The following is a 25,060-nucleotide window of genomic DNA, read 5'->3' on the forward strand; positions in this document are numbered from 1 at the left end:
ATGGGGTTCGCAATTTCTACCGTGTGCTCGGCGATACCCTTCCGAATAGGTGGTCGGAAGACGGGTTGAGGGAAATTGCGCAGCTGAGTATTCCTGGGGATTTGCTGGGTAAGAACGGGTGGATTCTTCGTGCTGATTATTCGATGACTGTCGGTCGATGGTTCATCGAAGGTATCGTCGACCTTGGGAGATATGCGAGAAATTCCGATAATATCGGTCATCTCTTCCTGGAGATCTCCGCATGCTTGCGCGAGCTTGACCCAACGGTGCCAAATGATGAAATTCGGGCCGTATCGCGTCAGCTCGCGACCTTCGCGTGGCGGGAAGTGGCGGCGAGGCGGAACGCGGGGCGTGAGCGAATTGATCGCGCACTACGTGACGCAGTCTGGTTTAGGGACGAACCGTTGCAGCGTTGCTATCTCTGTGGATATAAATTTTCCTCGCACGCCAGGGATCTATTTCTGCAGCGGACGAGGGTGCCGTTGGAGCCTCACAAGCTCGTGGATTTCACTCGCCCAAGAGGCGTGAAGCCGCGACATTTGACGGTGGAACTCGATCACGTTATTCCCGTCGCGGAAGGTGGTGCGACAGACGAAGAAAACCTCAGGCTAGCGTGCGGCTGGTGCAACATTGCAAAGAGTAGCCTCTGGAGTTTGTATGACGCCAAGGCTTGGTCGAGTGGAGTGATAGAGCATCCATCACTCGGTCATGTCTCAGTACCCCAGCCCCTATGGATGCTGCGCATAGTTGCTACGCGCGCGAGATGTGAGACGCCCGATGGCTGTGGAGCGAAACTTGAGACCGACGAGCTGTTCGTGGCCCCCCGTAACACCAAGGGAGCATTGACACCCACGAATCTCATGGTTGTGTGCCGCAAACATGATCCCTGGGTAGGCCACAGACTCGTTAGTCCGACCTTGCTGCCGAAGAGATAGCTGTTAGCGCGGGCCGCAGTACGCCATTGCTCTGAGGGTGCGCCTTCGAGTTCGCCAAGGCCGACGACCTCGTGCCTCGCCTCAGCCCTTGAGTGACGAGGGCGGACCAATTCCCACGGCGGCACGATGGTTTTCGCTCTATGCATGTGGGAGCGACATCACCGCCTCCGCGCGGGTGCCGCGGGCCCGGACGGACAGAGCCTTGGTCAAGCTGATCTGGTGATCTTCACCCGATCGTGGTCTGTGAACGATAGGTGTCAGAGGTGCGGGATACGGTCCGTTCCGACGTTGAGGCGAGGGGGGACTATGACTGGTGACGTGTGTGCGCAGCAACTCCGGGAGTACGCGCTCGGAGTGCTAGAAGACTGGCGGCGGCCGACGAGATGGCGGCCGGCCCTTCAACTGCGTGCTTTGTCCTTTAGCAGCGCCCGGGACTACGCCGGACGCTTCCTGTTGGAACTGCTGCAGAACGGTCATGACGCGCACCCCAGGGAGCGCCATGACGGCCAGGTGCATGTGCTGCTCGACGAGGACGAAGGCGAGTGGGGAACTCTATACGTCGCCAACGGCGGTACACCGTTCACCTGGCAGAACGTTGAGGACGTGTGCAAGATCGCCCAGAGCTCGAAGGTCATCGGAGAGGGGATCGGCAATAAGGGCGTGGGATTCCGGAGCGTCCTGCTGATCAGCAAGGGGCCCGAAATCTACAGCTCTGATCCGGACGGACCGGGCGGTTCGGAACTGGACGGCTACTGCTTTCGGTTTGCTCGGGAGAGCGACGTAGAGGAGCTCCTCGGGGACGCGGACACGGCGCGCAGAGCGGTCGCTGAATTTCCACCGTTCCAGATTCCATTTCCGGTTGAGCAAGTGCCGCCGGTCTGCGCCGAGCTGGCCAAGCTGGGCCACGTCACCGTTGTCCGGATCCCCTTGCAGAGCGAGGCCGCCCGCGCCGAGGCTCGCCTCCGGCTCGAGGAGCTCGCTGAGGCCAAGGCGCCGATCATGCTGTTTCTGGACCGTCTCTCTCGTCTGACACTCGAGCGCAGGGTTGAGGGCGAGGTGCGCGATATCCATGAACTCACCCGCGTGGAAAGCTCGTTCGCTCCCGAGGATGAGGACGCCTCGACCGCCGCGCTCTTCTTCGCGGAAGTGGATTTGGGACCGGCCGGGGCGTTCCTCGTCGCGCGTGGCAGGGTGGCGCCGGAGCGACTTGACCAGACGCTCGTGGAAGCCGTCGACCTCGGCCTCCTCGATGACAAGTGGCGGGAGTGGGCCGAATCTGCTGTGATCGAGATCGCTGCACCGCTCGCCGTCGCGGGGAAAACACGGCGCGGACAGACCTATACCTTCCTGCCGCTGGGTGAGGGTGTGACGACACCCTTCGCCGGGCACGTTAACGCCCCGTTCTTCACCAAGATGGACCGGACCGACCTCGACCGCGAACATCCGCTGAACGCCATGCTGTTTGACGCCCTCGCCGAGACCTGTCTGGCCGCCTCCGCGCGGCTGCGCACGATGCAGCATCTGCGGCTTCGGCAGGTGGCGGTAGACCTGGTGAGCTGGGAGAACGGGCACCGGTCCGCTGGGCTGCTGGTCACAGCGGCCCGGCATGTGCACGGCTGCGAGCTGGCCGACGTACCGCTCGTGCCCGTCCTCGCCAGCGATGGCGCGGCACCCCACCTGACCTGGGCATCGCCCCGGCGTGCGGTCCTCTGGCCCGATCTCAACTTGTCCGTGCTCACGGCACAGCGCGCGCACGAGGCCGGTGCCGTGGTTGCCGACCCGGAGCTCGGCACCGATCGTCTCAGGCGACTTGCCGTGATGTGCAAGGGGCTGAAGTGCCCCTGGGAGCCGACACCGGAGGCGCTCGCTGATCACGTGGAGCGGATGGCCGCTACGCTCCCCTTGCCCAAGTCCGGGGTTGGCGAGCCCGTCGGCGTATGGAACGCCGTGTACGACGACTTGGCCGCTCTCTTCGAGGAAGACGGCCGCGTGTTGCGCGGCAAGAGGCTGCTCCTGGCCGACGACGGAACTCTGCGACACGCCAACGGGGGCGCAGGGCACAGCGGTTCGCAAGGCAAGCGGACCGCACGTCGGGCTCGGCGTGACGCGTTCTTCCAGCCCGTGCGAGGGGAGACAGACGACTCGGAGGCGCTGTCGGTTCCCGCACTGCTCGGCAAGCGGCTCTTCTACCTGCACCCAGGCCTTACCTGGACCGATGGCACGGGGCACGTACGGCGCCTGCCCGCCCGCACTTTCCTTGAGAGCGCCGGGCTCGTCCGGCCCTTCGATATGAAGGGCCTGCTGGAACATGTGAGCCGTGCCCTTGTGGAAAGCAAGGACCACAAGCTGCGCCTCCAAGCCCTCCGGTTCGTATTTCGGCTGTGGCGGTCGCGGCGGTCACCGGGCGGATTTGCGGCCTCGTCGCTGGGACTGTACGTGCCGTCCGCGGACGGAGCCTTGATCGAGGCGAACGGCGCGGCCTTCGGCCGAGGGTGGGACGGCACCACCGGGGACGATCTGGCTGCAGTTGTCACCGCTGGACAGGAGGCGTCCCAGAGCCTCAGATGGATCGCCAAGCGACTGATCGCGGCACCGGACGCGTTCGTCAAGCGAGGGGAGACGGCCGACGAGTGGCGGGCGTTCCTGAGCGAAGTGGGGGTGACCGACGGGTTGATCCCGATCTCCACCAGGGGGGCTACGACACGCGCGGACGGCCATGAACTGACCACCCGCCCGCTGGTCCGCATGGCGAACGTGCCCGCCGAGGTAGTGGCGCAGTGGGAGCCGCACATCGACCGTCGGCGGTCCAACGCGCGCTATCCCCAAACGCCGTACACCGGCACCCCTGCTTACCGGATCCCGGGCCAGGACATTGTCAGCCGGCTCGGCGAAAGTGCCCGGCTGGCGTATGCGAGGCTCGTCCTACACGCTCTCGCCTACTGGAGGGACGCGTATTTCACCAGCACATGGACTAGTGCAGGAAGCCGAAGGGACGACCAGGAGCTGGTGCTGACACCCCTGGCCGCCTTCATCAGGGAGCAACCATGGCTTCCGGTACGGGACCGCAGCCGGGCCGTACGGTTCGTACGGCCGGCCGATGCCTGGCACTGCCCGCCCGGGCTGGAGGACGAACCTGCCTACGCGCCGACCGTCGACCACCGCATACGCCATCTGCTCCAACCGGAGAAGGTCAGCACCCGGCTGCGCTCCATGGGGCTGCCCACCTGGGATCACGCACGGGACAGCGCACGCCTCGTCTCCGCGTTGGGGCGTTTCGTGGCGGAGGGCGCGGTCAGCGGCGAGGACCGGCCCGCCGCGCAGCGCACCAACGAGCGCGCGTGGAAGCACCTTGTGCAGCAGCCATACGGCGTGCTGCCTGAGGACGCAGTCCTGCTCGCCGAATCGGGGCAGCGGCTGGTAGCCGTGCCGCTGTCCGAACTGAAGGGCACAGAATCCGTGTTGTACGTCAGTGGCGAGCGCGACGGCCTGACCGGCCGGCTGGTACGCGAGATGGAGTGTCCGCTGCTGGTGGTTCCTGGCGTCGCCGCGCAGGTCGCCGAACGCCTCAGGCTCGGCCGTCCGAACGCGGTCCGGCACGTCGATGACGCGACGTTCTCAGTGACCGTCGACGGTGAGGAGGTGAATCCCGCCACCATGGGCGAGCCGCTCGTCGACTGTCTGCCCTGGCTCACCCTGGCCGTAGGCGTTCTCGCCGACCACGTGGCGGACGGCCCTCGACCGAGCGAGGCGGAACTGACCGACCTGACGTCTGCCGTCCGCCGTATCCGGCTGCACCGCTACGGCTCCTGGGAGATCAAACTTGACGGTCGTACCGTGACGATGCCGGACCGACTCGCCGGGATTCTGCCCCTCGTCGATCCCAAGCATCCCCTTCTGCTGGCCCGGCAAGCGGACCCGGACTGGGCGGAGGTAGCCCGGCTTTCGGAGGCGCTCGCCGATCTGCTCGGACACCGGGAATTCGGCATCCGGCTGCGCCTCGCCGCCCTCCAGCTCGCGTCCTGCCACGCCGATCTGCGCTCACCCGCGCAAGACGAACTCGCAGAAGCCCTCGGAGTCATGGTCCATCAGATTGAGGAGACCAGCCGGCGCATCGACGGAGCCATCGGCGTGGTGCTGAAGCGATGCCATCCCTTCCTCGTCCACATCCTGGGCGCCGACACAGCGGACATGCTGACCGTGCCGCCGCCGCGCGACACCAGGGAGTTCCAGGCCGCGCTCGTGAAATACGCAGACGAACTACCGCTGCCGCCGGAGCAGTTCATCGCTCGGGCTCGCACTGCCCGGAGCATCGACGAACTGCGGCTCGTCCTCGGGATCGACTTCGCCGCTCTGAATGACACACTGCAGACTCTGGCGCCACACCATGATCCGATCAGCCATGCGGAGGCCCACGAGGAGGCAGTACGCGGCTACCTCGACCTACACAAGAAGGAGCTTGTGAACCGGCTGCGCTGGACAGCCAAGAACGACTTCGACGCACGGCGCCCGCTGGCGGACTGGCCGTCGTTGCGCTCACTGGACTGGATCACAGCCCCGGCGGCATGGGCGTACACCGTGGACACGGCCAGCAGCGAGCTGCTGGAGCGGCACGTCGAAGAGCAGCTAACGCTGCGGCTGGGCGAACCAGCTCCCCGCAAGGGCGACACTCTTCCGGCGATCGACCAGGTGCGGAGCGGAAATAACCGAGTGATCGCCGCCACGGCCGCAGGCCTCGTCGTTCTAGTCAATGCAGCGGGGCGCCCGCTACCTGCGGCGCTGGCCGGTGCCAATCCGGCGGAGAGCATCACCGCGCACCTTGACGAGGCCGGCGCGCTGGACTTCCGCCTCCTCACCCCAGACGACGTCGTTGCCTGGCTGGCCGTTCTCGGCCATTGGCCGGACGGGATGCCAGCGACGACCGATCCCGGCCAGCACGGGCTGACCACGGTTGACCTGGACCGGGTGCGGAACGCGGCGGAACACGAGCGTCGCGAGCGGGAGCGCCGACGGAGAATACTCTCCGTCGGCGGCCGGGAATTCGACGTGCAGTCGGGCGACTTCACCGAACTGACTGTCGAGCTCCAGCGGGCCCTCGACAACGGCGCAGTCCCCGGACTCTCAAGTGGCCGCGCTATCTTCACCCGGCTCCAGCCAATGGAACCCGCAAGTCGGACACCCGCGACCGATCGCAGGCGCGGAAGGCGGTACGGCGGCGCCTCGGACGCTGGGCTGTCGCCCGCCCAGCGCGAAGCCCTCGGATACATGGGGGAGTGGTACGCGTACCACTGGCTCCGCGGGCGCTACTCCGCCGGTATGGACGAGACCAGCTGGGTGTCGAGCAATCGCCGAAAGGCATTCCCCGGGCCGTCCGGAGACGACGGCCTCGGGTTTGATTTCAAGGTCGGCTCTGGTAAGCGGCCCATGATGTTCGAGGTGAAGGCGACTCGAGGCGACGGTGGCCAGATCGAACTGGGGGAGAGCGAGGTACGCGCGGCGCAGCAGCACGCAGGCAATGAACGCTGGCGGCTTCTCGTGGTCACCTCCGTCCTTGACCCGGAACGGGTGGACATCCACATGCTCCCGAACCCCTTCGGTAAGCAAGGACGCGGCCGCTACCGCGAGGAGGGCGGCGCCCTGCGCTTCTCCTATCGGCTATGACGCGCGACACCAGGAGTCCACTTGTGTCCGTTGGGATAGCCCTCGCATCGAGCAGGGGCAGGCAGCTCGCCCTGGTGCAGTACGTGGCTGGTCGGTAGCCTGCACGTAGATCTCCTGGCCTGCGACTACGGCCGCAGAGGCTCCGCCCCGAGTACCGGGGCGGAGCCTCTGCGCGTTGGAAGGGAAATCCGCTGCGCTGTGGTTCGAGTCGCGTCCGCTGAGCTGGAGCGACGTCCAGAATTCCGTATCGGGCAAGTCTCTCAGGGAGCGTCAGGGACCAGAGAGGGACCGCAAGGACAGGAACCGACCGACAAAAACCGCGCAAGGCTGACAGAGATGCACGCGCCTGACCTGCAAGAACGCCGTGAATCGACACACACTGACAAGGACCGCCAAGATCCTCAAAGGACTCATAATCCGTCGGCCGTGGGTTCGAGTCCCACCCGCCCCACCATGCACGTCTGTGACCTGCGGAAACGTCTCAGCGGGCGTACGGATTCAGGACTTTGGGCCAACGGACTGAATCCGCTGCTCGTGAGTTCAACCGCGTTGTCATCATGGTTGGTTGCCTGGGGGCCTTCGCCTGCGCTGCCTGGCTTGAGCGGCTGGGTCCGGTGCGGTGAGTGGTGGTGCGCACCGGGATACTGGGCGACCTCTCGATCGCTGGGCTGCCGTCGCGGCCCGAGCTGGAAGCGTCGGCGAAGCCGCTCGTACTGAAACGGGTCAGACTGACCGGGCTCGTCCGCTCCGGCACCGCGTCGATGCTGGTTCTGCGTGACGGCCGGTGATCCGAACTCTCCCGGCTGGGGGCGATCCATGGATGAACCGTCCGCTCCCCGCTCCTGCACTCCGCATGACGCGCGTCTTCCGTTTCGGCGAAGCCTTGCGTCTTTGCCCCTCAGCTCGGCAGTCGACGTCGCGGGAACGGGCATGCCGCGTTCAGGCATGTGGCAGGAGTCGTTCGAGGTCGGTCTCCAGTACCGCTTCGTCCGCGTCGGTCACCGAGGCGTCCGAGGAGGGACGGTGACGCGGAGGCCGTCGAGGGAGGCGAGGGAGCCGCGTCCGCCGAGCGACCGGGCTGGCGTATCAGCGCCAGGGAGCCTGTGTGCAGGCAAGCCGCGCCGTCCGACCTCGTGGCGGCGAGTTCCTCGTCGGTCGACCCTCAGCCGGCGGCGCTGTCGGCGTAGAAGGTGTAGGTGGCCTGGGGTCGGGCCATGGCGACTGCTTGCCTCTCTCGAAACGGCGCGGGGCTGCCCGGCAACGGGCCGGTGGCCAGATGCAGCCCATACATAGGTATTGACATGCCGCTCAAGACGGACGTAACTTCCCTGCCACACGGAAGTAACGCGCGTTATTAAAGCGCGAAACCGGAGGCGGTATCTCGCCCCCGGTCGGGCGAAAGGGACTGGAAGTGGCCACGAACAAGTCGCAGCGCGTCACCATGAGCGATGTGGCGCGCCACGCGGGCGTCTCGCGGACCACGGTCTCCTTCGTCCTCAACGACAAGCCCGGTGCCGCCATCCCCGAGGAGACCCGTCGGCGGATCCTGGAGGCGATCGACGAGCTCGGCTACCGGCCCAACGCCGGGGCGCGGGCGCTGGCCGCGAACCGCAGCGGGTGGTACGGACTGATCACCGAGATCGTGACCGGCCCCTTCGCGGCCGAGGTGATCACGGGCGCGCAGAGCCGCGCCTGGGGTGACCGGAGGTTCCTGCTGATCGCCGCGAGCGAGGGCGACCCCGCCCAGGAGGCTGCCGCGCTCGACCAGATGCTGGAGCACCGGGTGGAAGGGCTGTTGTACGCCACGACCTGGCACCGGGCCGTCATGCTCCCCAAAGCCGTCCGCGAGGTGCCGACAGTGCTGGTCAACTGCTACGACGCGGAAGGGGAGCTGCCGTGCATCCTGCCCGACGAGGAGTCGGGGGGGCACCGGGCGACCCGACGGCTCCTCGACGCCGGTCATACTCGCATCGGGTTCATCAACCTCGACCCGGCGATCCCGGCCGCCATCGGCAGGCGCGAGGGGTACGAACGTGCTCTGCGCGAGGCCGGGATCACGCCCGACCCTGCCCTCGTCATCCCCGGCTGGGCCACCGCCGACGGCGCCTACACCGCCGCCTGCGAACTGCTGGACCGCCCGGCCGCCGACCGGCCGACCGCGCTGTTCTGCGGAAACGACCGGATGGCGATGGGCGCGTACGACGCGATCAAGGAACGTGGGCTGCGCATCCCGCACGACGTGGCCGTGGTGGGGTTCGACAACCAGGAACTCATCGCCGCCTATCTGCGGCCGAAGCTGACGACGCTCGCCCTGCCCTTCGAGGCCATGGGCACCAAGGGCGTCGACATGCTCGCCGCTCTCGCAGCGGGGCAGCCGCTCGACACCCGCCGGGTGACGATCGACTGCCCGCTGCTCGAACGCTCGTCGGTCTGACTGCGAATCATTCCGCCGAGTTATCCCATCCCGTCTTCGTCCTGTGTGTTGAAGAGAGGAAAGAGTCTCCATTATGGCACCCTCCCGCATACCTTCTCGGCGGCCCCGGGTCGTCCTGAGAGCGGTCACCGCGGCCGCCGCCGCAGCCCTGGTCCTGTCCGCCTGTACGGGTGGCTCGGGCGCCTCCGGCGCCGGTGACACCTCGGGCAACCAGCTGCTCACCATCCCGCGCGAGGATCTGGCGACGTTCACGCGCAACTTCAACCCGCTCTCCCCGCAGGCCGCCCCGATGACCAAGGAGGCCGTCTACGAGCCGCTGGTCGTGCACAGCATGGCGGACGCCAAGGACACCCCGTGGCTGGCCACCAAGTGGGAAGAGGCGAAGGACGGCAAGTCCCTCACCTTCACGCTGCGCGAGGGCGTCAAGTGGTCGGACGGCCAGGCACTCACCGCCGACGACGTCGTCTACACCTTCGAGCTCCAGAAGAAGGTGCTGGGCGGCTACGACTACCTCGACAAGGTCACCGCGGTCGACGCCCACACCGTGAAGTTCTCCTTCAACAAGGCGTTCTCGCCCGCCTTCTACGAGATCAGCGGCCACTACATCGTGCCGAAGCACATCTGGTCCAAGGTGAAGGACGCGGCGAAGTTCACCAACCCGAACCCGGTCGGCACCGGCCCGTACACCAAGATCGAGAAGTTCCAGAGCCAGTCGTACGAGCTGCGCAAGAACCCCGACTACTGGCAGCCCGCCAAGCAGCGGATCGCCGGCATCCGGATGCTCGCCTTCTCCGGCAACGACAGCGCCAACATCGCCTTCACCAACGGCGAGGTGGACTGGACGCAGTCGTTCATCCCGGACATCGAGAAGTCCTTCGTCGCCAAGGACAAGAAGCACAACCACTACTGGTTCCCGGCCACCGGCGCCATGATCAACTGGCAGCTGAACACCACCAGGGCCCCCTTCGACGACCCGGCCGTGCGCAAGGCGCTCAGCATGGCCGTCGACCGCGACCAGATCACCGAGGTCGCGATGAGCGGCTACGCCGAGCCCGCCGACTGCACGGGCCTGGCCCGCACGTACGACAAGTGGCGCGACAAGGACCTCGCCGCGTCCTGCGCCTGGACGAAGTACGACACCGACGCGGCGGCCAAGGCCCTCGACGCGGCCGGCTACAAGGAGAGCGGCGGCAAGCGGAAGCTGAAGAACGGCAAGAACTTCACGCTCGACATCTCCGTCGGCTCCGCCTCCTCCGACTGGATCTCGGTCGCCAACATCATCAAGCAGGACCTGGCGAAGGTCGGCATCACCGCCACCGTGAAGACGCCCGACTGGTCGGCCGTCCAGTCCTCGTACAACACCGGCACCTTCGACACCGGCATCGTGTGGAGCAACAACGGCGCCACGCCGTACGAGTACTTCCGCGGCGTGATGTCGACCAAGATGGTGCGGCCGGTCGGCAAGCAGGCCACGGAGAACTACCACCGCTTCGGTGACAAGAAGGCCGACAAGCTCATCGACGCTTTCGCCGCCGCCGCGAACGAGAGTGCGCAGCGTGAGCAGATCGACGGTCTGCAGGAGCTGTACGACAAGGACGCGCCCGTCGTCCCGCTCTTCACCGGTCCCGAGTGGGGCGCGTACACGGACGCCCGCTTCACCGGCTGGCCCACCGAAGAGAACCCGTACGCCACCCTCGGCAACCGCAACGGCAGCACGGTTCTCGTGCTCACGTCGCTGAAGCCCGTCAAGGGCTGACGCCGCCCGCGGACCGGCGGCCGCCCTCCTCCCCGGACGGCCGCCCCCTCCCCGCGCACCGCCACCCACGTTCACCCCCACCGACAGGGAGCACGACCCGTGCGTCTGATCCTGCGCAACCTGGGGTTCTATCTGCTCGCCTTCTGGGCCTCCATCACCCTGAACTTCGTTCTCCCGCGCTTCATGCCGGGCGACCCGGTCTCCCGGATGTTCGCGCAGGCCCAGGGCACGATGCAGCCCGACCAGATAGCCCAGTTGCGAAAACTCTTCGGCCTCGACGACCGCCCCCTCTGGGAGCAGTACGTCTCCTACGTCAAGAGCGTCTTCACCGGCGACCTCGGCATCTCCATCACCCGCTTCCCCACCCCGGTCTCCGAGGTGATCGGCTCACAGATCGGCTGGACCCTGCTGCTCGGCGGCGTCGCGCTCGTCATCGCGGCCGTCGTCGGCAACCTGCTCGGCATCGTCGCCGCCTGGCGGCGCGGCGGCGTCCTCGACTCCGCCTTCCCGCCCCTGCTGATCTTCGTCGGCTCGTTCCCGTACTTCTGGCTGGCCATGGGCGCGCTGTACCTGTTCGGGGTGAGCCTGAACTGGTTCCCGCTGCGGCACGCCTACGACGTCGGACTGACCCCCGGCTTCAACGGCGAGTTCCTCTCCAACGTCGCCACCCACCTGGTGCTGCCGGCGCTGACCATCGTGCTGGTCTCCATCGGCGGCTGGATGCTCGGCATGCGCAACACCATGATCGCCACGGCGGCCGAGGACTACATCACGATGGCCGAGGCGAAGGGGCTCAGCCCCTCGCGGATCATGTTCCGCTACGCAGCCCGCAACGCCCTGCTGCCCTCCGTCACCAACTTCGGCATGGCACTCGGTTTCGTCGTCGGCGGCGCGCTGCTCACCGAGGTCGTGTTCGCCTACCCCGGCATCGGCTACCAGCTGCTGATGGCCGTTCAGGGCCTGGACTACCCGCTGATGCAGGGCATCTTCCTGACGATCACGGCGGCGGTGCTGCTCGCGAACTTGCTCGTCGACCTCGTCTACGTCCGCCTCGACCCGCGCGTCCGCGTCCGCTGAGGAGGTTGCCGACATGACCGCCATCGAGATCGCGACGGCCACCACGCCGACAGCCCCCGCGCGCACGTCCCGCAGGCGCGGACTGCTGCGCCAGCTCACCGACAGCAAGAAGGCGTTGACCGGGCTGGTCCTGCTCGCTCTCTTCGTGCTGCTGGCCCTGCTCGCGCCCGTCCTGGCACCGGGCGACCCGTCGCTCATCAACTCCACGGGCAGCCAGGCCCCCTCGGCCGCACACTGGTTCGGTACGACCGCCAAGGGACAGGACGTGCTCGCCCTCACCCTGTGGGGCGCGCGCAGCTCTCTCTTCGTCGGGTTCACCGTGGGGCTCGTGGCAACCGCGGTCGCCATCGTCGTCGGCCTGGCGTCCGCGTACTTCGGCCGCATGGTGGACGACGCGCTGACCCTGGTCACCAACATCTTCCTGCTGCTGCCCGGCCTGCCCCTGCTCATCATCCTGGCCGCGTTCCTGCCGCCCGGGACCTCCACCGTGATCCTGGTCCTCGTCGTCACCGGCTGGGCGGGCTCGGCCCGGGTCCTGCGCGCACAGGCCAAGTCGATCCGCGGTAAGGACTTCGTGGCCGCGGCCGTCGTCACGGGGGAGCGCCCGCTGCGGATCATGTTCCGCGAGATCCTCCCCAACATGGCGTCCGTGGTGATGACCACACTGCTCGGCTGCGTGATCTTCGGTATCGGCGCCCAGGCCGGCCTGGAGTTCCTCGGCCTCGGCGACAGCAGCGTCGTCAGCTGGGGCACCAACCTGTACTGGGCCAGCAACGACGGCGCGCTGATGACCGGCACGTGGTGGGCCTTCGTCCCCTCCGGACTGTGCATCGCGCTCGTCGCGTTCGCGCTCGCGCTGGTCAACTACGCCGTCGACGAGATCACCAACCCCAGGCTGCGCAACCGCCGTGCCCGCCGTGAGAGGAGGGGCTGAGCCATGGAACCCGTACTTGAGGTGACCGGCCTGCGCGTCGAATACCGCAGTGACGGACGATCAGTCGTTGGCGCCGACGACGTCTCCTTCTCCATCGGCGCCGGAGAGGTCTTCGGCCTCGCCGGAGAATCCGGTTGCGGCAAGTCGACCATCGCCAACGCGGTGATGCGGCTGCTGAAGCCCCCGGCGGAGATCACCGCGGGCAGCATCCGCTTCCAGGGCAGGGACGTCCTCGCCCTGGACGCACGGGAGCTGCGCGCCTTCCGGTGGCGGGAGATCGCCATGGTCTTCCAGTCGGCGATGAACTCGCTCAACCCCGTCCTGACCATCGGCGAGCAGATCGTCGACATCTTCACCACCCATGAGCGGATGAAGAAGCGGGACGCGCGGGAGCGGGCCGGCGAGCTGCTTCAGCTGGTCGGCATCGACCCGGGAAGGCTGAAGGCGTACCCGCACCAGCTCTCCGGCGGCATGCGCCAGCGCGTGGTCATCGCCATGGCCGTCGCGCTCCGCCCCCGGCTGCTGATCATGGACGAGCCGACCACCGCGCTCGACGTGGTCGTGCAGCAGGAGATCATGGCGCAGATCCGCGATCTCCAGCGGGAGCTGGGCTTCTCCATCCTCTTCATCACCCACGACATGTCCCTGATGGTCGAGCTCTCGGACCGCATGGGCGTGATGTACGGCGGACGGATCGTCGAACTCGCCGACGCCAAGGACCTGTTCGCCAATCCGCTCCACCCCTACACCGAGGCGCTGATGAACGCCTTCCCGCCGCTGACCGGCCCACGCCAAGAACTCACCGGCCTCTTCGACGCCCCGCGCACCGCCGACAGCTGCGGCTTCCACGTCCGCTGTCCCGAGGACCGCTCGGACTGCTCCACGAACATCCCCGACCTGCGCGAGATCGCCCCCGGCCGGTGGGCGGCCCAGAGTGCCCAGGGAGCCCCGCGATGACCCAGCCCCTGCTGTCCGTACGCGGTCTGACCAAGGACTTCCAGGTCGGCACCGTCTTCTCCCGGCGCCGCGTCCGAGCCGTCAACGACGTCTCCTTCGATCTCCCTGCCGGTCGGATCACCGCCCTGGTCGGCGAGTCCGGCAGCGGCAAGTCCACCATCGCCCGCTGTCTCGCCCGCCTCGAACACCCCTCCGCCGGACAGGTGCTGCTCGACGGCGAGGATGTCCTGCGCACCGAACGGCGCCGGGTATCACGGGCGTACCGCCGCAAGGTCCAGATGGTGTTCCAGGACCCCTTCGGCTCTCTCAACCCCGTCCACCGCATCGAGCACTTCCTCACCCGCGCCCTCGTCCTGCACGGCCGCTCCGCCACACCACAGGCGCTGCGCGAGCTGATAGAAACGGTCGGCCTGACCGAGGACATGCTCCAGTCCTACCCGCACGAACTCTCCGGCGGCCAGCGCCAGCGCGTCTCCATCGCTCGCGCGTTGGCGGTGGAACCGCGCCTCATCCTGGCCGACGAACCGACGTCGATGCTGGACGTCTCCGTGCGCGTCGGCGTGCTCAACCTGATGCGGCGCCTGCGCGACGAGCGGAACATCGCCATGCTCTACATCACCCACGACCTGGGCTCCGCCCGCTACCTCGCGGACACCACGATGGTCATGTTCGCCGGCGAACTCGTCGAGGGCGGCGACGCGTTGGCGGTGATGGACACCCCCGCCCACCCCTACACCCGCCTTCTCCTGTCCGCCGTACCCGACCCCGAACGGGCCGGCAGCTACGACCCCGTCGAGCGCGCACGCCTGCGCGAGGCGATCCTCGACCCCACGTCCTGCCCCTACGGCGACGACGGCACGTGCAGCCGCACCGAGCCCGTCCGCCACATCCTCGGCGAGAACGACGGACAGCCCCACTGGGTGCGCTGCCATCTGCGCGCACCCGCCTCCGACATCGCCCGCCGCGTCCTCAAGGCCACAGACCGGCCGGACGGCGAGGCCACCGACGACACCGAGAAAGCGGAGACCACCGCCGCATGACCCACGACCTCACGCTTTCCTCCGGCAGCCACACCGCCGAGGGGCTGGCAGAGCGCGCTCTGCGCGACCCTCACCGCCCCCGGTTCCACTTCACCTCGCCCGGCGGCTGGCTCAACGACCCCAATGGGCTGACCCACTGGAACGGCGTCTACCACCTCTTCTACCAGTACAACCCGCTCGCCGCCGCCCACCACCGCATCCACTGGGGCCACGCCACCACCACCGACCTCGTCCACTGGACCGACGAACCGGTCGCCCTCGTCCCCGGCACCACTGGCCCGGACCGCGACGGCTGCTGGTCCGGAGTCCTCGTCGACGACGGGGGGGTGCCCACGCTCGTCTACTCGGGCAGACACGGCGAGCATGAACTCCCGTGCGTGGCCAGGGGATCGGCGGATCTGAGGTACTGGACCAAGGACGCGGCCAACCCGGTCATCACAGCCCCGCCCGAGGGCCTCGACACCACCGCCTTCCGCGACCACTGCGTCTGGCGGGAGGGCTCCGGCGAGAACACGGTGTGGCGTCAGCTGGTGGGCTCGGGAATCCGGGGCGTCGGCGGAACGGCCTTCCTGTACGAATCCGACGACCTGCGCAGCTGGCGCTACGTCGGCCCCCTGCTGACCGGCGACGCCTCGCATAACCAGGGCGAGCTCGACTGGACCGGCACGATGTGGGAGTGCGTCGACCTCTTCCGGCTCGGCGGGGAGTCCGGCAGCACCGACGCCCTGGTCTTCTCCGCCTGGGACGAGGGCATCACCCACCACCCCCTGTACTGGACCGGCCGCTACCAGGGCGACACCTTCACCCCGACCGGCCTCCACCGGCTCGACTACGGCGGCCGCTACTTCTACGCCCCCCAGTCCACCCGTGACGAGCACGGCCGCCGCATCATGTTCGGCTGGCTCCAGGAGGGCCGGACGGACGAGGCGAACGCGCAGGCCGGCTGGTGCGGTGTGATGTCCCTGCCGAGGGTCGTCACGCTCGCCACGGACGGCGGCCTGCATCAGGCCCCGGTGCCGGAGCTGACCGAGCTGCGGCGGGAGCGCGTAGAGGCGGCTCCGGGCAGGCTTGCCGACCCGTACACCCGGCTGCCCGCCGTGCGCGGGGACCAGCTGGACATCGAGGCAACCCTGCGGCTCGCTCCCGGAGCGACCGCCCGGCTCGTGCTCCGCGAGACACCGGACGGCGCGGAACGCACGGTCGTGGAGGTGAGCCGGTCGCACGACGGAGCGAGCGGCACCCTCCGGCTGCACCGCGATACCAGCAGCCTCGACCCGACGGTCGACACCGAACCCCGGTACGGCGAACTGCCGTTGGACCCCGACGGGCGGGTCGACCTGCGCGTCCTCGTCGACCACTCCGCACTGGAGATCTTCGCAGGCGGGCGTGCCCTGACCGCCCGCATCTACCCCACCCGCCCGGACGAGGCCGTCGGCGTCGGTATCGGTGCCGACGGCGACGTGGCCCTGGAGCGGTTCGACGCCTGGCAGATGGCGTCGGCCTTCACCGACGGGCCCCGGCCGCTGTGGCCGTGACGGACTTACACACGACCACGGCCCGCGGGGCGGACGTCCCCGCGGGCCGTGGCCCACCCTCCCCCTGTTCTCCCTCAGGAGCCGCCATGAGCGTGTCCCGCCGTACCCTCCTGCTCGCCGGAGGAACCGCCGCCACCCTGGTGCCTCTCGGAGGCATCCTCCCCGCAGCACAGGCCGCCGCCCCGAGCGCCGCCGGAGCGACCCCCGCCGCCACCCCGATTCCCGACCCCATCCCCGTCGCCGGCACTTGGACCCGCACCTCCGACGGCGGCCAGAAGGCGACCGCCGGCCGTCGCGGGCCCGCCCTCGCCCTGTCCGAGCAGCAACTCGCGGCCAAGGGTACGTACGCGGCCCACGTCACGCCCCAATCCTCCTCTTCCGTAGGCGCGTTGGTGTTCCGAACAGCCCTCGACGGCTCGACCGGATACGCGGTCGCCCTCGACCCCGGCCGCGCCCGCATACGGCTCTACGACCTGGCTCGCGGCGACACACTCGCCGCCGCTCCACTCCCGGGCGCGCAGGCCGGAAAGCCCTACGACCTCGAAGTGGCAGTCGACGGACCCGAGCTGACGGTTCATGTCGACGGCAAGCGGCTCCTCCACATCGAGGACCACCGCCACGACACCGGCTCGGTGGGCCTGCTCGCCCAGGGCGGCAAGGTCACCTTCGGCCCGCCCTCCCTCTCCTCGGTCACCACCAACCTCACCGGCTGGGCCACGAGCGGCGGCATCTGGACCGCGAGTCCGCTGGGCTGGCGCGCGGCACCGACCCAGGGAGCCACCGCCCGCGCCATCACCACGACCACGACGTACGACACCGCGCTCCAGGCCGACCTGCTCCTGCACGACGCTTCCGCCTGCGCCGCACTGCTGGTGCGCACCGACGCCAAGGCCACGCGCGGCTACGGCGTCCAAGTCGACGCGGACCAGGGCAGGCTGAGGCTCTACCGCATCGACGGCGACGTCACCCTCGGCACCTACGCGACCACCATCGAGGCTGACACGGTCTACCGTCTGCGCGTCGAAGCCGAACACGACGAACTGCGCGTGCACTGGCAGACCGACTTCCTCTCTCCCGACGGCTACAGCCCCGTCATCACCGCCCAGGACTCCGCCCACACGAAGGGCCGACTCGCCGTCACGGCTTCGGCCGGAGCGGTGTCCTTCGAGAACATCGCCGCGGCCGACCTCGCCACCGGCCTCCAGGGCTGGACGGCCCGCTCCGGCACCTGGACGCCCGACCTGCGCGGCATCCGCGGCGAGAACGGCCTGCGCACGGCCCCCTGCACCGACGGCGATCTGGTGGCGAGGGCCGACATCACACCCGGCGACCGCTCCTCCTCGCCCGGCCTCGTTCTGCGCGCGTCCGCGAACGGCTCCGGCGGCTACGAAGCCCGCCTGGAAGCCGGCCGCGACGCCGTCGTCCTGCTGGACCGCTCCTCCGGCATCTGCCTCGCCTCCGCCTCCGGCCCGGTCCGGCGCATCGCGTCAGGCGGCACCTACCGCGTCGAGGCCCGTGCGACGGGCAGAACCATCGAGGTGTACGTGGACGGCGTACGGGCGCTCAAGACCCGCGTGTCCCGCACCAAGGGCGCCGCCTTCGGCACCGCGGCCGCGCACGGGACGTCGTACTTCCAGAACGTCGAAGTCCACAGCACCGCGGACTACTTCACCGAGCCGTATCGCCCCATGTACCACTACTCCCAGCTCACCGGCTCCACCAGCGACCCCTGCGGCCTGCTGCACCACGACGGCGAGTACCACCTCTTCCACCAGGACGAGGGCCGCTGGGCGCACGCGGTCAGCACCGACCTCGTCCACTGGCAGCCCCTGCCGATCGCCCTGCCCTGGAACACCTATGGTCACTGCTGGACCGGCTGCGCGGTCGTGGACGCCGACGACACCTCCGGTCTCTTCGACGGCGGCTCGGGCCTGATCGCCTATTACACGAGCTACCACCCGGACAAGCCGGGCGGGAACGCCGGCGTGCGCATCGCGTACAGCAAGGACAAGGGCCGCTCCTGGCAGCTGCACGGCGGCTCGAGTCCGGCCGTGCAGAACCCGGGCGGCCCAGACGCCGGCTGGACCTTCCGAGACCCGAAGGTCATCCGCGACGAGGCCCACGACCAGTGGCTGATGGTCGTCTCCGGCGGCGACCACATCCGCTTCTTCACCTCCACCGACCTCCTCACCTGGACCCAGGTCAGCTCCTTCGGCTACGGCGACTGGGCCACACCCGGCGTCTGGGAGTGCCCCGACTTCTTCCCGCTCCCCGTCGACGGCGACAAGGACAGGGTGAAGTGGGTCCTCACCCTGAGCACCGGTGCCGTACGCGCCACGAACGGCTCGGCCGCCCAGTACTTCACGGGTGAGTGGAACGGCACCGGTTTCACTCCCGATCAGAAGGCCGGCACGGTCCTGCGCGCCGACTCCGGCCGCGACTACTACGCCGCCATGTCCTTCTACGGCCTGCCCGACGACCGCCGCGTCTGGCTCGGCTGGATGAGCAACTGGGACTACCCGTTCAGCGCCCCGACCGGCACCTGGAAGGGCCAGCTGAGCACTCCCCGCGAACTGACCCTCACGGACACCGCCGACGGCGTACGCATGGTCCAGCGCCCGGTCCGCGAACTGACCGCACTGCGCACCTCCACCACGACCCGCAAAAACCTTTCCGTCGGCCCCGACTCCACGAACCCGCTCACACGTGTCACGGGCACCGCCTACGAGATCGAGGCCGAAGTCACACTGGGCACCGCCACGGAGATCGGCTTCCGCCTCCGGACCGACAACGACCAGCACACGACGGTCGGATACGACGCCGAGGCGAAAATGCTGTTCGTCGATCGTTCGGCCTCGGGCCTGAGCGACTTCACCCAGCACTTCACGGGCCGCACGACCGCCCCGATGAAGCCGACCGACGGCCGCGTCACCCTGCGCGTGTACATCGACTCCTCATCGGTCGAGGCATTCGGCGCCGACGGACAGGCCGCCGTGACCAGCCTGATCTTCCCAACGCCGGACTCCGACGGCATGGCCTTCTACGCCAAGGGCGGCACCGCACACATCGAGTCGCTCAAGGTGCACAAGCTGGACAGCACCTACCGCCTCGTGGACCGAGTGAAACCGCTACCGACCGCCCCGATCGGCGGCGAATTCCGCTCGGACCTCGGCAAGCTGACCATCACTCCCGCCGGCCGCTGGTCGACGGACGGCGCGGGCCGCGCCGCGACCTTCGACAAGGACTCCAACGCCATCTCGGTCCGCACGGCGACCGATCTGGACCTCACCACCCTGGTCCGACTCGGCAGCCCCGACCCGGACACCGGCGGCGCCCTCTCCCTCCTCTGGCGCGCCTCCTTTGACGGCGCCGACGCCTACTGCCTCAACATCGACCCCGACCTGCGAGTGATCCGCCTGGTCGCCAAGACCGACGGCTACTTCGACGACGTCAAAGCCCTCGCCCGCGTCCCAGCCCTGGTCCGCCGCGGCACGACGTACCCCGTCCGCGTCCTCACCGAGGGCGACCGCATCCAGGTGTTCCTCAACGGCACCCGGATCATGGACGTGACGGACACGACGTACAGGAGCGGACACGTCGGCCTGAACGTGTTCGGGGGGAGGGCGGCGTACCAGGACACGTACGTGCGGGAGCTGTGACCGCAGGGCGGGCCGAGCTGTAAGTCTCATCGGATGTACTTCGCCGGCGTGGTGGCTGCGTTGAGCAGGTACTCCAGGGGGCCGCGGCGGAAGAAGCGGGACCAGACCGCGGCGAACACGATCGCCCCGAGGACGTACATGAGCAGCGGCACCCAGGACTGCTGGGTGCTGCCGGGGCCGCTGGACCCGCCGGACCCGGACAGCACGGACTGTGCGACGAAGTGGCCGACGTAGGCGGTCAGGGACATGGTGCCCACCGCGATGATCGGTGTGGCCAGGCGGCGCAGTCGCCGGAGGCGGTCCATCGCCACCGTCGCGCCCACGATCACGAGGATGGCGATTCCCACGCTGCCGATGATGTCGAACGTGGTGCCGCTGTGGGGCCCGGCCGTCAGGAGCATCGATGCCTCGGGCTCGAAGGACCCGCCGCCGGGGGGCATCGAACCGGAGCCACCGGACATCGACCCGGAGCCACCGGACGAGGGCCCGTCTTCCGCCAAGCTGTTCAACGCGGTCTTGCCGGCCAGCAGCAAGGACATGCCGTACGCGGCCACGGTGAGGGCGGCGCCGAGTGCGGCCAGGCGCCACTGGACGGCGGTCCGGGACAGGTCGAGGCGGGCCAGCGCCATACCGGCGATCACGAACGATATCCATGTGATCGTAGGGTAGAAGCCGGTGAACAGCAGATCGAGCACTCCCACGTCGCTGAGCCGGCGAAGCGGGTCGTAGGCGTTGATGCTCTGCTGGACCGGCTCGTTCAGCACCGAGTTCAGGGCGAACAGCAGCTGCGGTGTGACGAGGGCCAGTACGGCCGCGGTGATCGCGAGGGTCTTGGCCCGCAGTCGCACCAAGGGCAGGGCGAGCAGGAAGTAGACCCCGTAGAAGCCGAGGATGATCACTCCCCCGTACTCCATGGCCATCGCGGTGCCCAGCGCCAGCAGGACCACGGCGCGGATCGCGATCCGGGCCTTCGCCTGCCGGCCCGCCAGGCCGGTCTTCGGCTCCCGGCGACCGGCGAGCAGCATCAGTGAGAACCCGGCGAGGGTGGCGAACAGGACCGACGAGTGACCGTCCGCCATGTACCGGACCCAGCTGGCGACGCCGTCCGTGGCCGACAGCGGGGGACCGATGTGCACGACGTACATGCCGAACACCGCCAGCGCGCGGGCCAGGTCCACCCCGACGAGGCGTCCCATCGAAGGACCGCGCGAGGCGGGCACGGCGGATTCGGGGGAAATTCGGGGCTGCGGAGGCGAGTTGGGCGAGTTCTCCTGCGGAGCCGACGTCTCCTGCGGCGGCTGTGTCTGTGTCATACGGAGAATCTCGCGTGGACGTCAGGCGGCGGACCATCCGGCAGGCTTCGGTAACGGCCCCGCCGGTCGGCGGGTACCGCCCCGCCGACCGGCGGAGGCTCGCCCCGACCGGTCCGGCGCGACCGGACGGCGGTCGTCGTCAGCCACTCGGCGGGGTGAACCCGACGGTTGCCGGATGGGCGCCGGGCGGCCGGGCCTCCAGGCTGGAGGCATGACACACCGTGCGCGACACATGGCGACCGGCACTTCCCTCGGTCATCGGCCGAAGGACCGGGCCGTGACGCCGTCCCCGGCAGGGGCGAGCTTCTGGAGTTCCTCGGCTTGACGCATGAGCGCACACCGCAGAAGAAAGGAACTTCGTGAACACCGCATCCGCCCCCACGACGGATGAACCTTCCGTGTCCGCCCGAGAGACGGTCAAGGCACTGGGCGCGTACGTCCGACCGCACCGGTGGGCCGTCGCCCTCGGCCTGCTGTGCGCCCTGGTCGGGGCCGCCGGGGGACTGTTGCAGCCGCTGGCCACGAAGACACTGGTGGACCGGCTCGCGACAGGTGAGACCATCGCCGGGATCCTGATCGCGCTCACCGCACTGGTGCTGCTGGGCACGGCGGTCGAGGCGTTCGGCGCGTATGTGCTGGAGCGGACGGCGGAGTCGGTGGTCCTGGCCGCGCGGCGCACCCTGGTGGGACGGCTGCTGCGGCTGCGGATCGCGGAGTGGGAGCGGATCCCGCCGGGGGATCTGATGTCCCGGGTCACCTCGGACACCACGCTGCTGCGGGCGGTCAGCACCCAGGCGGTCGTCTCCGCGGCCACCGGCGCGGTGGCCTTCGTGGCGGCGATCGTGATGATGGCGTACCTGGACGTCGTGCTGCTGGGTGTGACGCTCGGGGCGGTCGTGCTGGTCGGCGGGGCCGTCGCGCTGGTGATGCCGAGGATCGCCCGCGCCACCGAGCGGTCGCAGGAGGCGGTCGGGGAGATCTCCGTCGCGCTGGAGCGGGTTCTCGGGGCGTTTCGCACGGTGAAGGCGTCCGGTGCCGAGGAGCGGGAGACCGCCCGGGTGGAGACGGCGGCACGCCGGGCGTGGCGGCACGGGGTGAAGAGCGCGAAGTGGGAGGCCGTGGCGGGCTCGGCGGGGCGCGGGTGGCGTCCGGGGCGATTCCCGTGTCCACCCTCATCGCCTTCCTGCTGTACCTCGGACACCGCGGCTCGAAGCTGTCGGGCGGCGAGCGGCAGCGCATCGCCATCGCCCGCGCCCTGCAGCGCAAGCCCCGGCTGCTGCTCCTTGACGAGGCGACCTCACAGCTCGACGCCGACAACGAGCTGGCGCTGCGGGACGTCATCACGGACGTGGCCCGCGAGGCCACCGTGCTGGTGGTGGCCCACCGCCTGTCGACGGTCATCGGCGCCGACCGGATCGTCGTCATGGAGGCCGGCCGGGTTCGCTCGGTGGGCACCCATGAGGAACTGGTGGCCCAGGACCGGCTGTACGCGCAGCTGGCGGCCACCCAGCTCCTGGCCCTCGCGCGATGACCCACCGCACGCGGGGTTGTCCGGCCGTCCACGGCCCCACTCCCGGCCGGACGACCCCACGCACCGACACCCACAGAAACCGAAACCGTGAAAGGCCGACCGCGGCCCCCGAGTGGATCTCGTGAGCCGCAGGCCGACGGAACAGTATGAGGGGGCGGTCACTCCGCGCTGAGCGGAATCCGCAGCCGTACCCGGTACCCGCCCTCCGCGGTCGGGCCCGACTCCAGGGTGCCGTGCAGGATCTCGGCCCGTTCCCGCAGACCGATCAGGCCCTGCTGGGAACCGGGCAGGGCCAGGGAGGGACGCGTGGGCGGGGTGTTGGTGACGGTCACTCCGACGTCGTCGCCGTCCTGCCACAGCTCGACGCAGCCCGTGGCGCCGGGGGCGTGCTTACGGACGTTGGTCAACGCCTCCTGGACCGTGCGGTAGAGGGCCCGTTGCGAGGGTGTGCCCACGGTGGGCGGCAGCTCACCCGTCAACTCCGCGTGAATGCCGCTTGATTCCACCAGCTTGTGCAGGTCGGCCAGGGTGGGCTGAGGCGTCAGCTCCGTGGCGTCGCCGCCGGAGGCGCGCAGTAGCGTGACCATGGTGCGCAGTTCGTCGAGCGTGGTGACGCTCAGCGAACGGATCGTGCGGGCGGCCTCTTTGGCGTCCGCGTCCTTGGTGGCGACTTGCAGGGCTCCGGCCCGTACGGCGATCAGGCTGACCTGATGGGAGACGACGTCGTGCATCTCGCGGGCCAGTTGGGCGCGTTCGCGGGCCAGTACGGCCTGCGCGTGCAGGGCCCGCTCGTGCTCCCTGGCCTCCTCGATCTCGGCCAGCCGCCGCGCCAAGTCCCGTTGCGCCTGGAGCAGTTGTCCGAAGAGAACAGGGGCGGCAGCGGTCGCCAGGCCGTACACGAAGAAGACCAGCGTCATGGTCCGGTCGACCTCGGCCAGGGGCCACGGCGTGCTGCTCGCGATGGCGGACAGGGCGACGCACACCGCGAGGAGACGGCGGTTGCGGGAGTGTTCGGCCAGAGTGAACAGCGCCACGAGCACAGCGACGGCGACATCCTGCATCAGCGCGATGGGCAGGGTGAGCAGGAACACGCCGAGCGGGAACCTGCGCCGGAAGACCAACGCGGCGCAGCCCACCGCGGCCAGCGCGACACCGAGGAGCGTGTGGTCCCACATGTTCAGCCATACGTCCACGGCCGCCACAGTCACCAGGACGATGTCGACGACCGGAGCGGGAACACGTTTCCACACAGCGCGTGCACGGCTCATCGTCCCGCCTCCGACCACGGACGCTCGTCGAGCAACCCGGCCCGCTGCGCCAGCAGCGCGGCCTGCACCCGGCTCGTCACCCGCAGTTTCGTGAGGATCGCGCTGACATGGTCCTTCACCGTGCCGGCGCCCAGGTGGAGGCGCGCCCCGATGTCGGCGTTCGACAGCCCCTCCGCCACCAGCACGAGCACATCGCGCTCGCGGGCGGTGAGCAGCCGGACCCGGGCCGCCTCCTCATCGACGGCCGTACCGGTGCCGGGGTGGCTGTGCAGCAGCGTCCGCGACGCCTTGGGGGACAGCACCACACCGCCCGCGGCCAGGGTGCGCACCAGCTGAACGAGCTGCTCCGGCTCGGTGTCCTTGAGCAGGAAACCGGCCGCACCGCAGTGCAACGCGGTCAGGATGTACTCGTCGGCGTCGAACGTCGTCAGCATCGCCACCACCGGAGCGTCCGGCGTCGTCCGCAACTCGCGCAGGACGGTCAGCCCGTCGACGTCCGGCATCCGGATGTCCAGCAGCACCACGTCCGGCCGCTCCCGGCGGACGGTCTCGACGGCATCGCCCCCGCGCGCCGTCGCGACGACCTCGATGTCCTCGGACGTGCCCAGAATGAGTTCGAAGCCCGAGCGGACCAGTGCCTCGTCGTCCACCACCACTACCCGGATCACGCGCTCCGCCTCATCTTCATCCACGCCGTCCAACCCATGCCGCCTCGACCCTAGAGCCATACAGAGCCCCGGCGGCCCGACGAGCGGCAGCTCCAGCCACACGGCGGGGTGGCTCCCACCAGTCGGCAGGGACAGCACAGCCTTCTGCCGGATAGTCCATGATCGACCCGGTCTCCAGCCTGAGGGGCATGACACAGCATGCGGACTCCCCACCGGCTGACGCACCGTCCCCTGCACGCGAGCGCGGTGAGCCCTTGATGGGCGCGCCGGGCGTGGGCCGGCTGATCGGGCTGGA

General features: G+C 68.9%; 14 protein-coding genes and 1 pseudogene. 12 read left to right on the top strand and 3 right to left on the bottom strand.

Annotated elements, in window-relative coordinates; translation table 11 throughout:
* Window positions 1-143 precede the first annotated feature (143 nt).
* The 11 genes from G3I77_RS41070 to G3I77_RS02425 all read left to right on the top strand — a co-directional run bounded on the left by G3I77_RS41070 (window position 144) and on the right by G3I77_RS02425 (window position 19,985).
* Window positions 144-935 (top strand): HNH endonuclease, encoded by a 792-nt coding sequence (locus G3I77_RS41070; RefSeq protein WP_374385340.1) that lies wholly within the window; start codon window positions 144-146, stop codon window positions 933-935.
* 306 nt (window positions 936-1,241) lie between these two features.
* On the top strand, window positions 1,242-6,593 hold the full coding sequence (locus G3I77_RS02380; protein ID WP_248500739.1) for a DUF3883 domain-containing protein: 5,352 nt from the start codon (window positions 1,242-1,244) through the stop codon (window positions 6,591-6,593).
* 623 nt (window positions 6,594-7,216) lie between these two features.
* A complete protein-coding gene (locus tag G3I77_RS02385; RefSeq protein WP_248500741.1) occupies window positions 7,217-7,381 on the top strand; it encodes a hypothetical protein in 165 nt (54 codons plus the stop codon).
* Window positions 7,382-8,004: 623 nt separating this feature from the next.
* The gene (locus G3I77_RS02390; RefSeq protein ID WP_248500743.1) at window positions 8,005-9,027 is read left to right on the top strand and encodes a LacI family DNA-binding transcriptional regulator; all 1,023 of its coding nucleotides are present in this window, start codon (window positions 8,005-8,007) and stop codon (window positions 9,025-9,027) included.
* A 73-nt stretch (window positions 9,028-9,100) separates the two neighbouring features.
* A complete protein-coding gene (locus G3I77_RS02395; RefSeq protein ID WP_248500744.1) occupies window positions 9,101-10,783 on the top strand; it encodes an ABC transporter substrate-binding protein in 1,683 nt (560 codons plus the stop codon).
* Between the two features lie 99 nt (window positions 10,784-10,882).
* Window positions 10,883-11,860 (top strand): ABC transporter permease, encoded by a 978-nt coding sequence (locus G3I77_RS02400; RefSeq protein WP_248500745.1) that lies wholly within the window; start codon window positions 10,883-10,885, stop codon window positions 11,858-11,860.
* A gap of 13 nt (window positions 11,861-11,873) precedes the next feature.
* Complete coding sequence (locus G3I77_RS02405) at window positions 11,874-12,794, top strand: ABC transporter permease (protein WP_248500746.1); 921 nt, start codon at window positions 11,874-11,876, stop codon at window positions 12,792-12,794.
* A 3-nt stretch (window positions 12,795-12,797) separates the two neighbouring features.
* Window positions 12,798-13,751: an ABC transporter ATP-binding protein gene (locus tag G3I77_RS02410; RefSeq protein WP_248500747.1), complete on the top strand. Its 954-nt coding sequence runs from the start codon at window positions 12,798-12,800 to the stop codon at window positions 13,749-13,751.
* Complete coding sequence (locus G3I77_RS02415; RefSeq protein ID WP_248500748.1) at window positions 13,748-14,791, top strand: ABC transporter ATP-binding protein; 1,044 nt, start codon at window positions 13,748-13,750, stop codon at window positions 14,789-14,791. Before G3I77_RS02410 ends, G3I77_RS02415 begins: the two co-directional genes overlap by 4 nt.
* Window positions 14,788-16,326: a glycoside hydrolase family 32 protein gene (locus G3I77_RS02420; protein WP_248500749.1), complete on the top strand. Its 1,539-nt coding sequence runs from the start codon at window positions 14,788-14,790 to the stop codon at window positions 16,324-16,326. Before G3I77_RS02415 ends, G3I77_RS02420 begins: the two co-directional genes overlap by 4 nt.
* 86 nt (window positions 16,327-16,412) lie before the next feature.
* Complete coding sequence (locus G3I77_RS02425) at window positions 16,413-19,985, top strand: glycoside hydrolase family 32 protein (protein ID WP_248500750.1); 3,573 nt, start codon at window positions 16,413-16,415, stop codon at window positions 19,983-19,985.
* Between the two features lie 26 nt (window positions 19,986-20,011).
* Here the strand turns inward: G3I77_RS02425 and G3I77_RS02430 are convergent, their stop codons facing one another.
* The gene (locus G3I77_RS02430) at window positions 20,012-21,181 is read right to left on the bottom strand and encodes a DUF418 domain-containing protein (protein ID WP_248500751.1); all 1,170 of its coding nucleotides are present in this window, start codon (window positions 21,179-21,181) and stop codon (window positions 20,012-20,014) included.
* A gap of 476 nt (window positions 21,182-21,657) precedes the next feature.
* On the opposite strand from G3I77_RS02430, the pseudogene G3I77_RS02435 reads away from it, so the two are divergent.
* Window positions 21,658-22,829 (top strand): annotated as a pseudogene (locus tag G3I77_RS02435) (ABC transporter ATP-binding protein).
* Window positions 22,830-22,987: 158 nt separating this feature from the next.
* On the opposite strand, the gene G3I77_RS02440 reads toward G3I77_RS02435, so the two are convergent.
* Together G3I77_RS02440 and G3I77_RS02445 are read right to left on the bottom strand one after the other, a co-directional pair.
* On the bottom strand, window positions 22,988-24,097 hold the full coding sequence (locus G3I77_RS02440) for a sensor histidine kinase (RefSeq protein WP_248500752.1): 1,110 nt from the start codon (window positions 24,095-24,097) through the stop codon (window positions 22,988-22,990).
* The gene (locus tag G3I77_RS02445) at window positions 24,094-24,789 is read right to left on the bottom strand and encodes a response regulator transcription factor (protein ID WP_308311352.1); all 696 of its coding nucleotides are present in this window, start codon (window positions 24,787-24,789) and stop codon (window positions 24,094-24,096) included. The genes G3I77_RS02440 and G3I77_RS02445 overlap by 4 nt, the downstream gene beginning before the upstream one ends.
* Between the last annotated feature and the right edge of the window lie 271 nt (window positions 24,790-25,060).

Source organism: Streptomyces sp. D2-8 (assembly GCF_023184515.1).
Lineage (GTDB): Bacteria > Actinomycetota > Actinomycetes > Streptomycetales > Streptomycetaceae > Streptomyces.

Coding starts and splice junctions, on each gene's coding strand:
- G3I77_RS41070 (WP_374385340.1), top strand. CDS start 144: ATGACTGTCGGTCGATGGTTCATCGAAGGTATCGTCGACCTTGGGAGA.
- G3I77_RS02380 (WP_248500739.1), top strand. CDS start 1,242: ATGACTGGTGACGTGTGTGCGCAGCAACTCCGGGAGTACGCGCTCGGA.
- G3I77_RS02395 (WP_248500744.1), top strand. CDS start 9,101: ATGGCACCCTCCCGCATACCTTCTCGGCGGCCCCGGGTCGTCCTGAGA.
- G3I77_RS02405 (WP_248500746.1), top strand. CDS start 11,874: ATGACCGCCATCGAGATCGCGACGGCCACCACGCCGACAGCCCCCGCG.
- G3I77_RS02410 (WP_248500747.1), top strand. CDS start 12,798: ATGGAACCCGTACTTGAGGTGACCGGCCTGCGCGTCGAATACCGCAGT.
- G3I77_RS02415 (WP_248500748.1), top strand. CDS start 13,748: ATGACCCAGCCCCTGCTGTCCGTACGCGGTCTGACCAAGGACTTCCAG.
- G3I77_RS02420 (WP_248500749.1), top strand. CDS start 14,788: ATGACCCACGACCTCACGCTTTCCTCCGGCAGCCACACCGCCGAGGGG.
- G3I77_RS02425 (WP_248500750.1), top strand. CDS start 16,413: ATGAGCGTGTCCCGCCGTACCCTCCTGCTCGCCGGAGGAACCGCCGCC.
- G3I77_RS02430 (WP_248500751.1), bottom strand. CDS start 21,181: ATGGGACGCCTCGTCGGGGTGGACCTGGCCCGCGCGCTGGCGGTGTTC.
- G3I77_RS02440 (WP_248500752.1), bottom strand. CDS start 24,097: ATGAGCCGTGCACGCGCTGTGTGGAAACGTGTTCCCGCTCCGGTCGTC.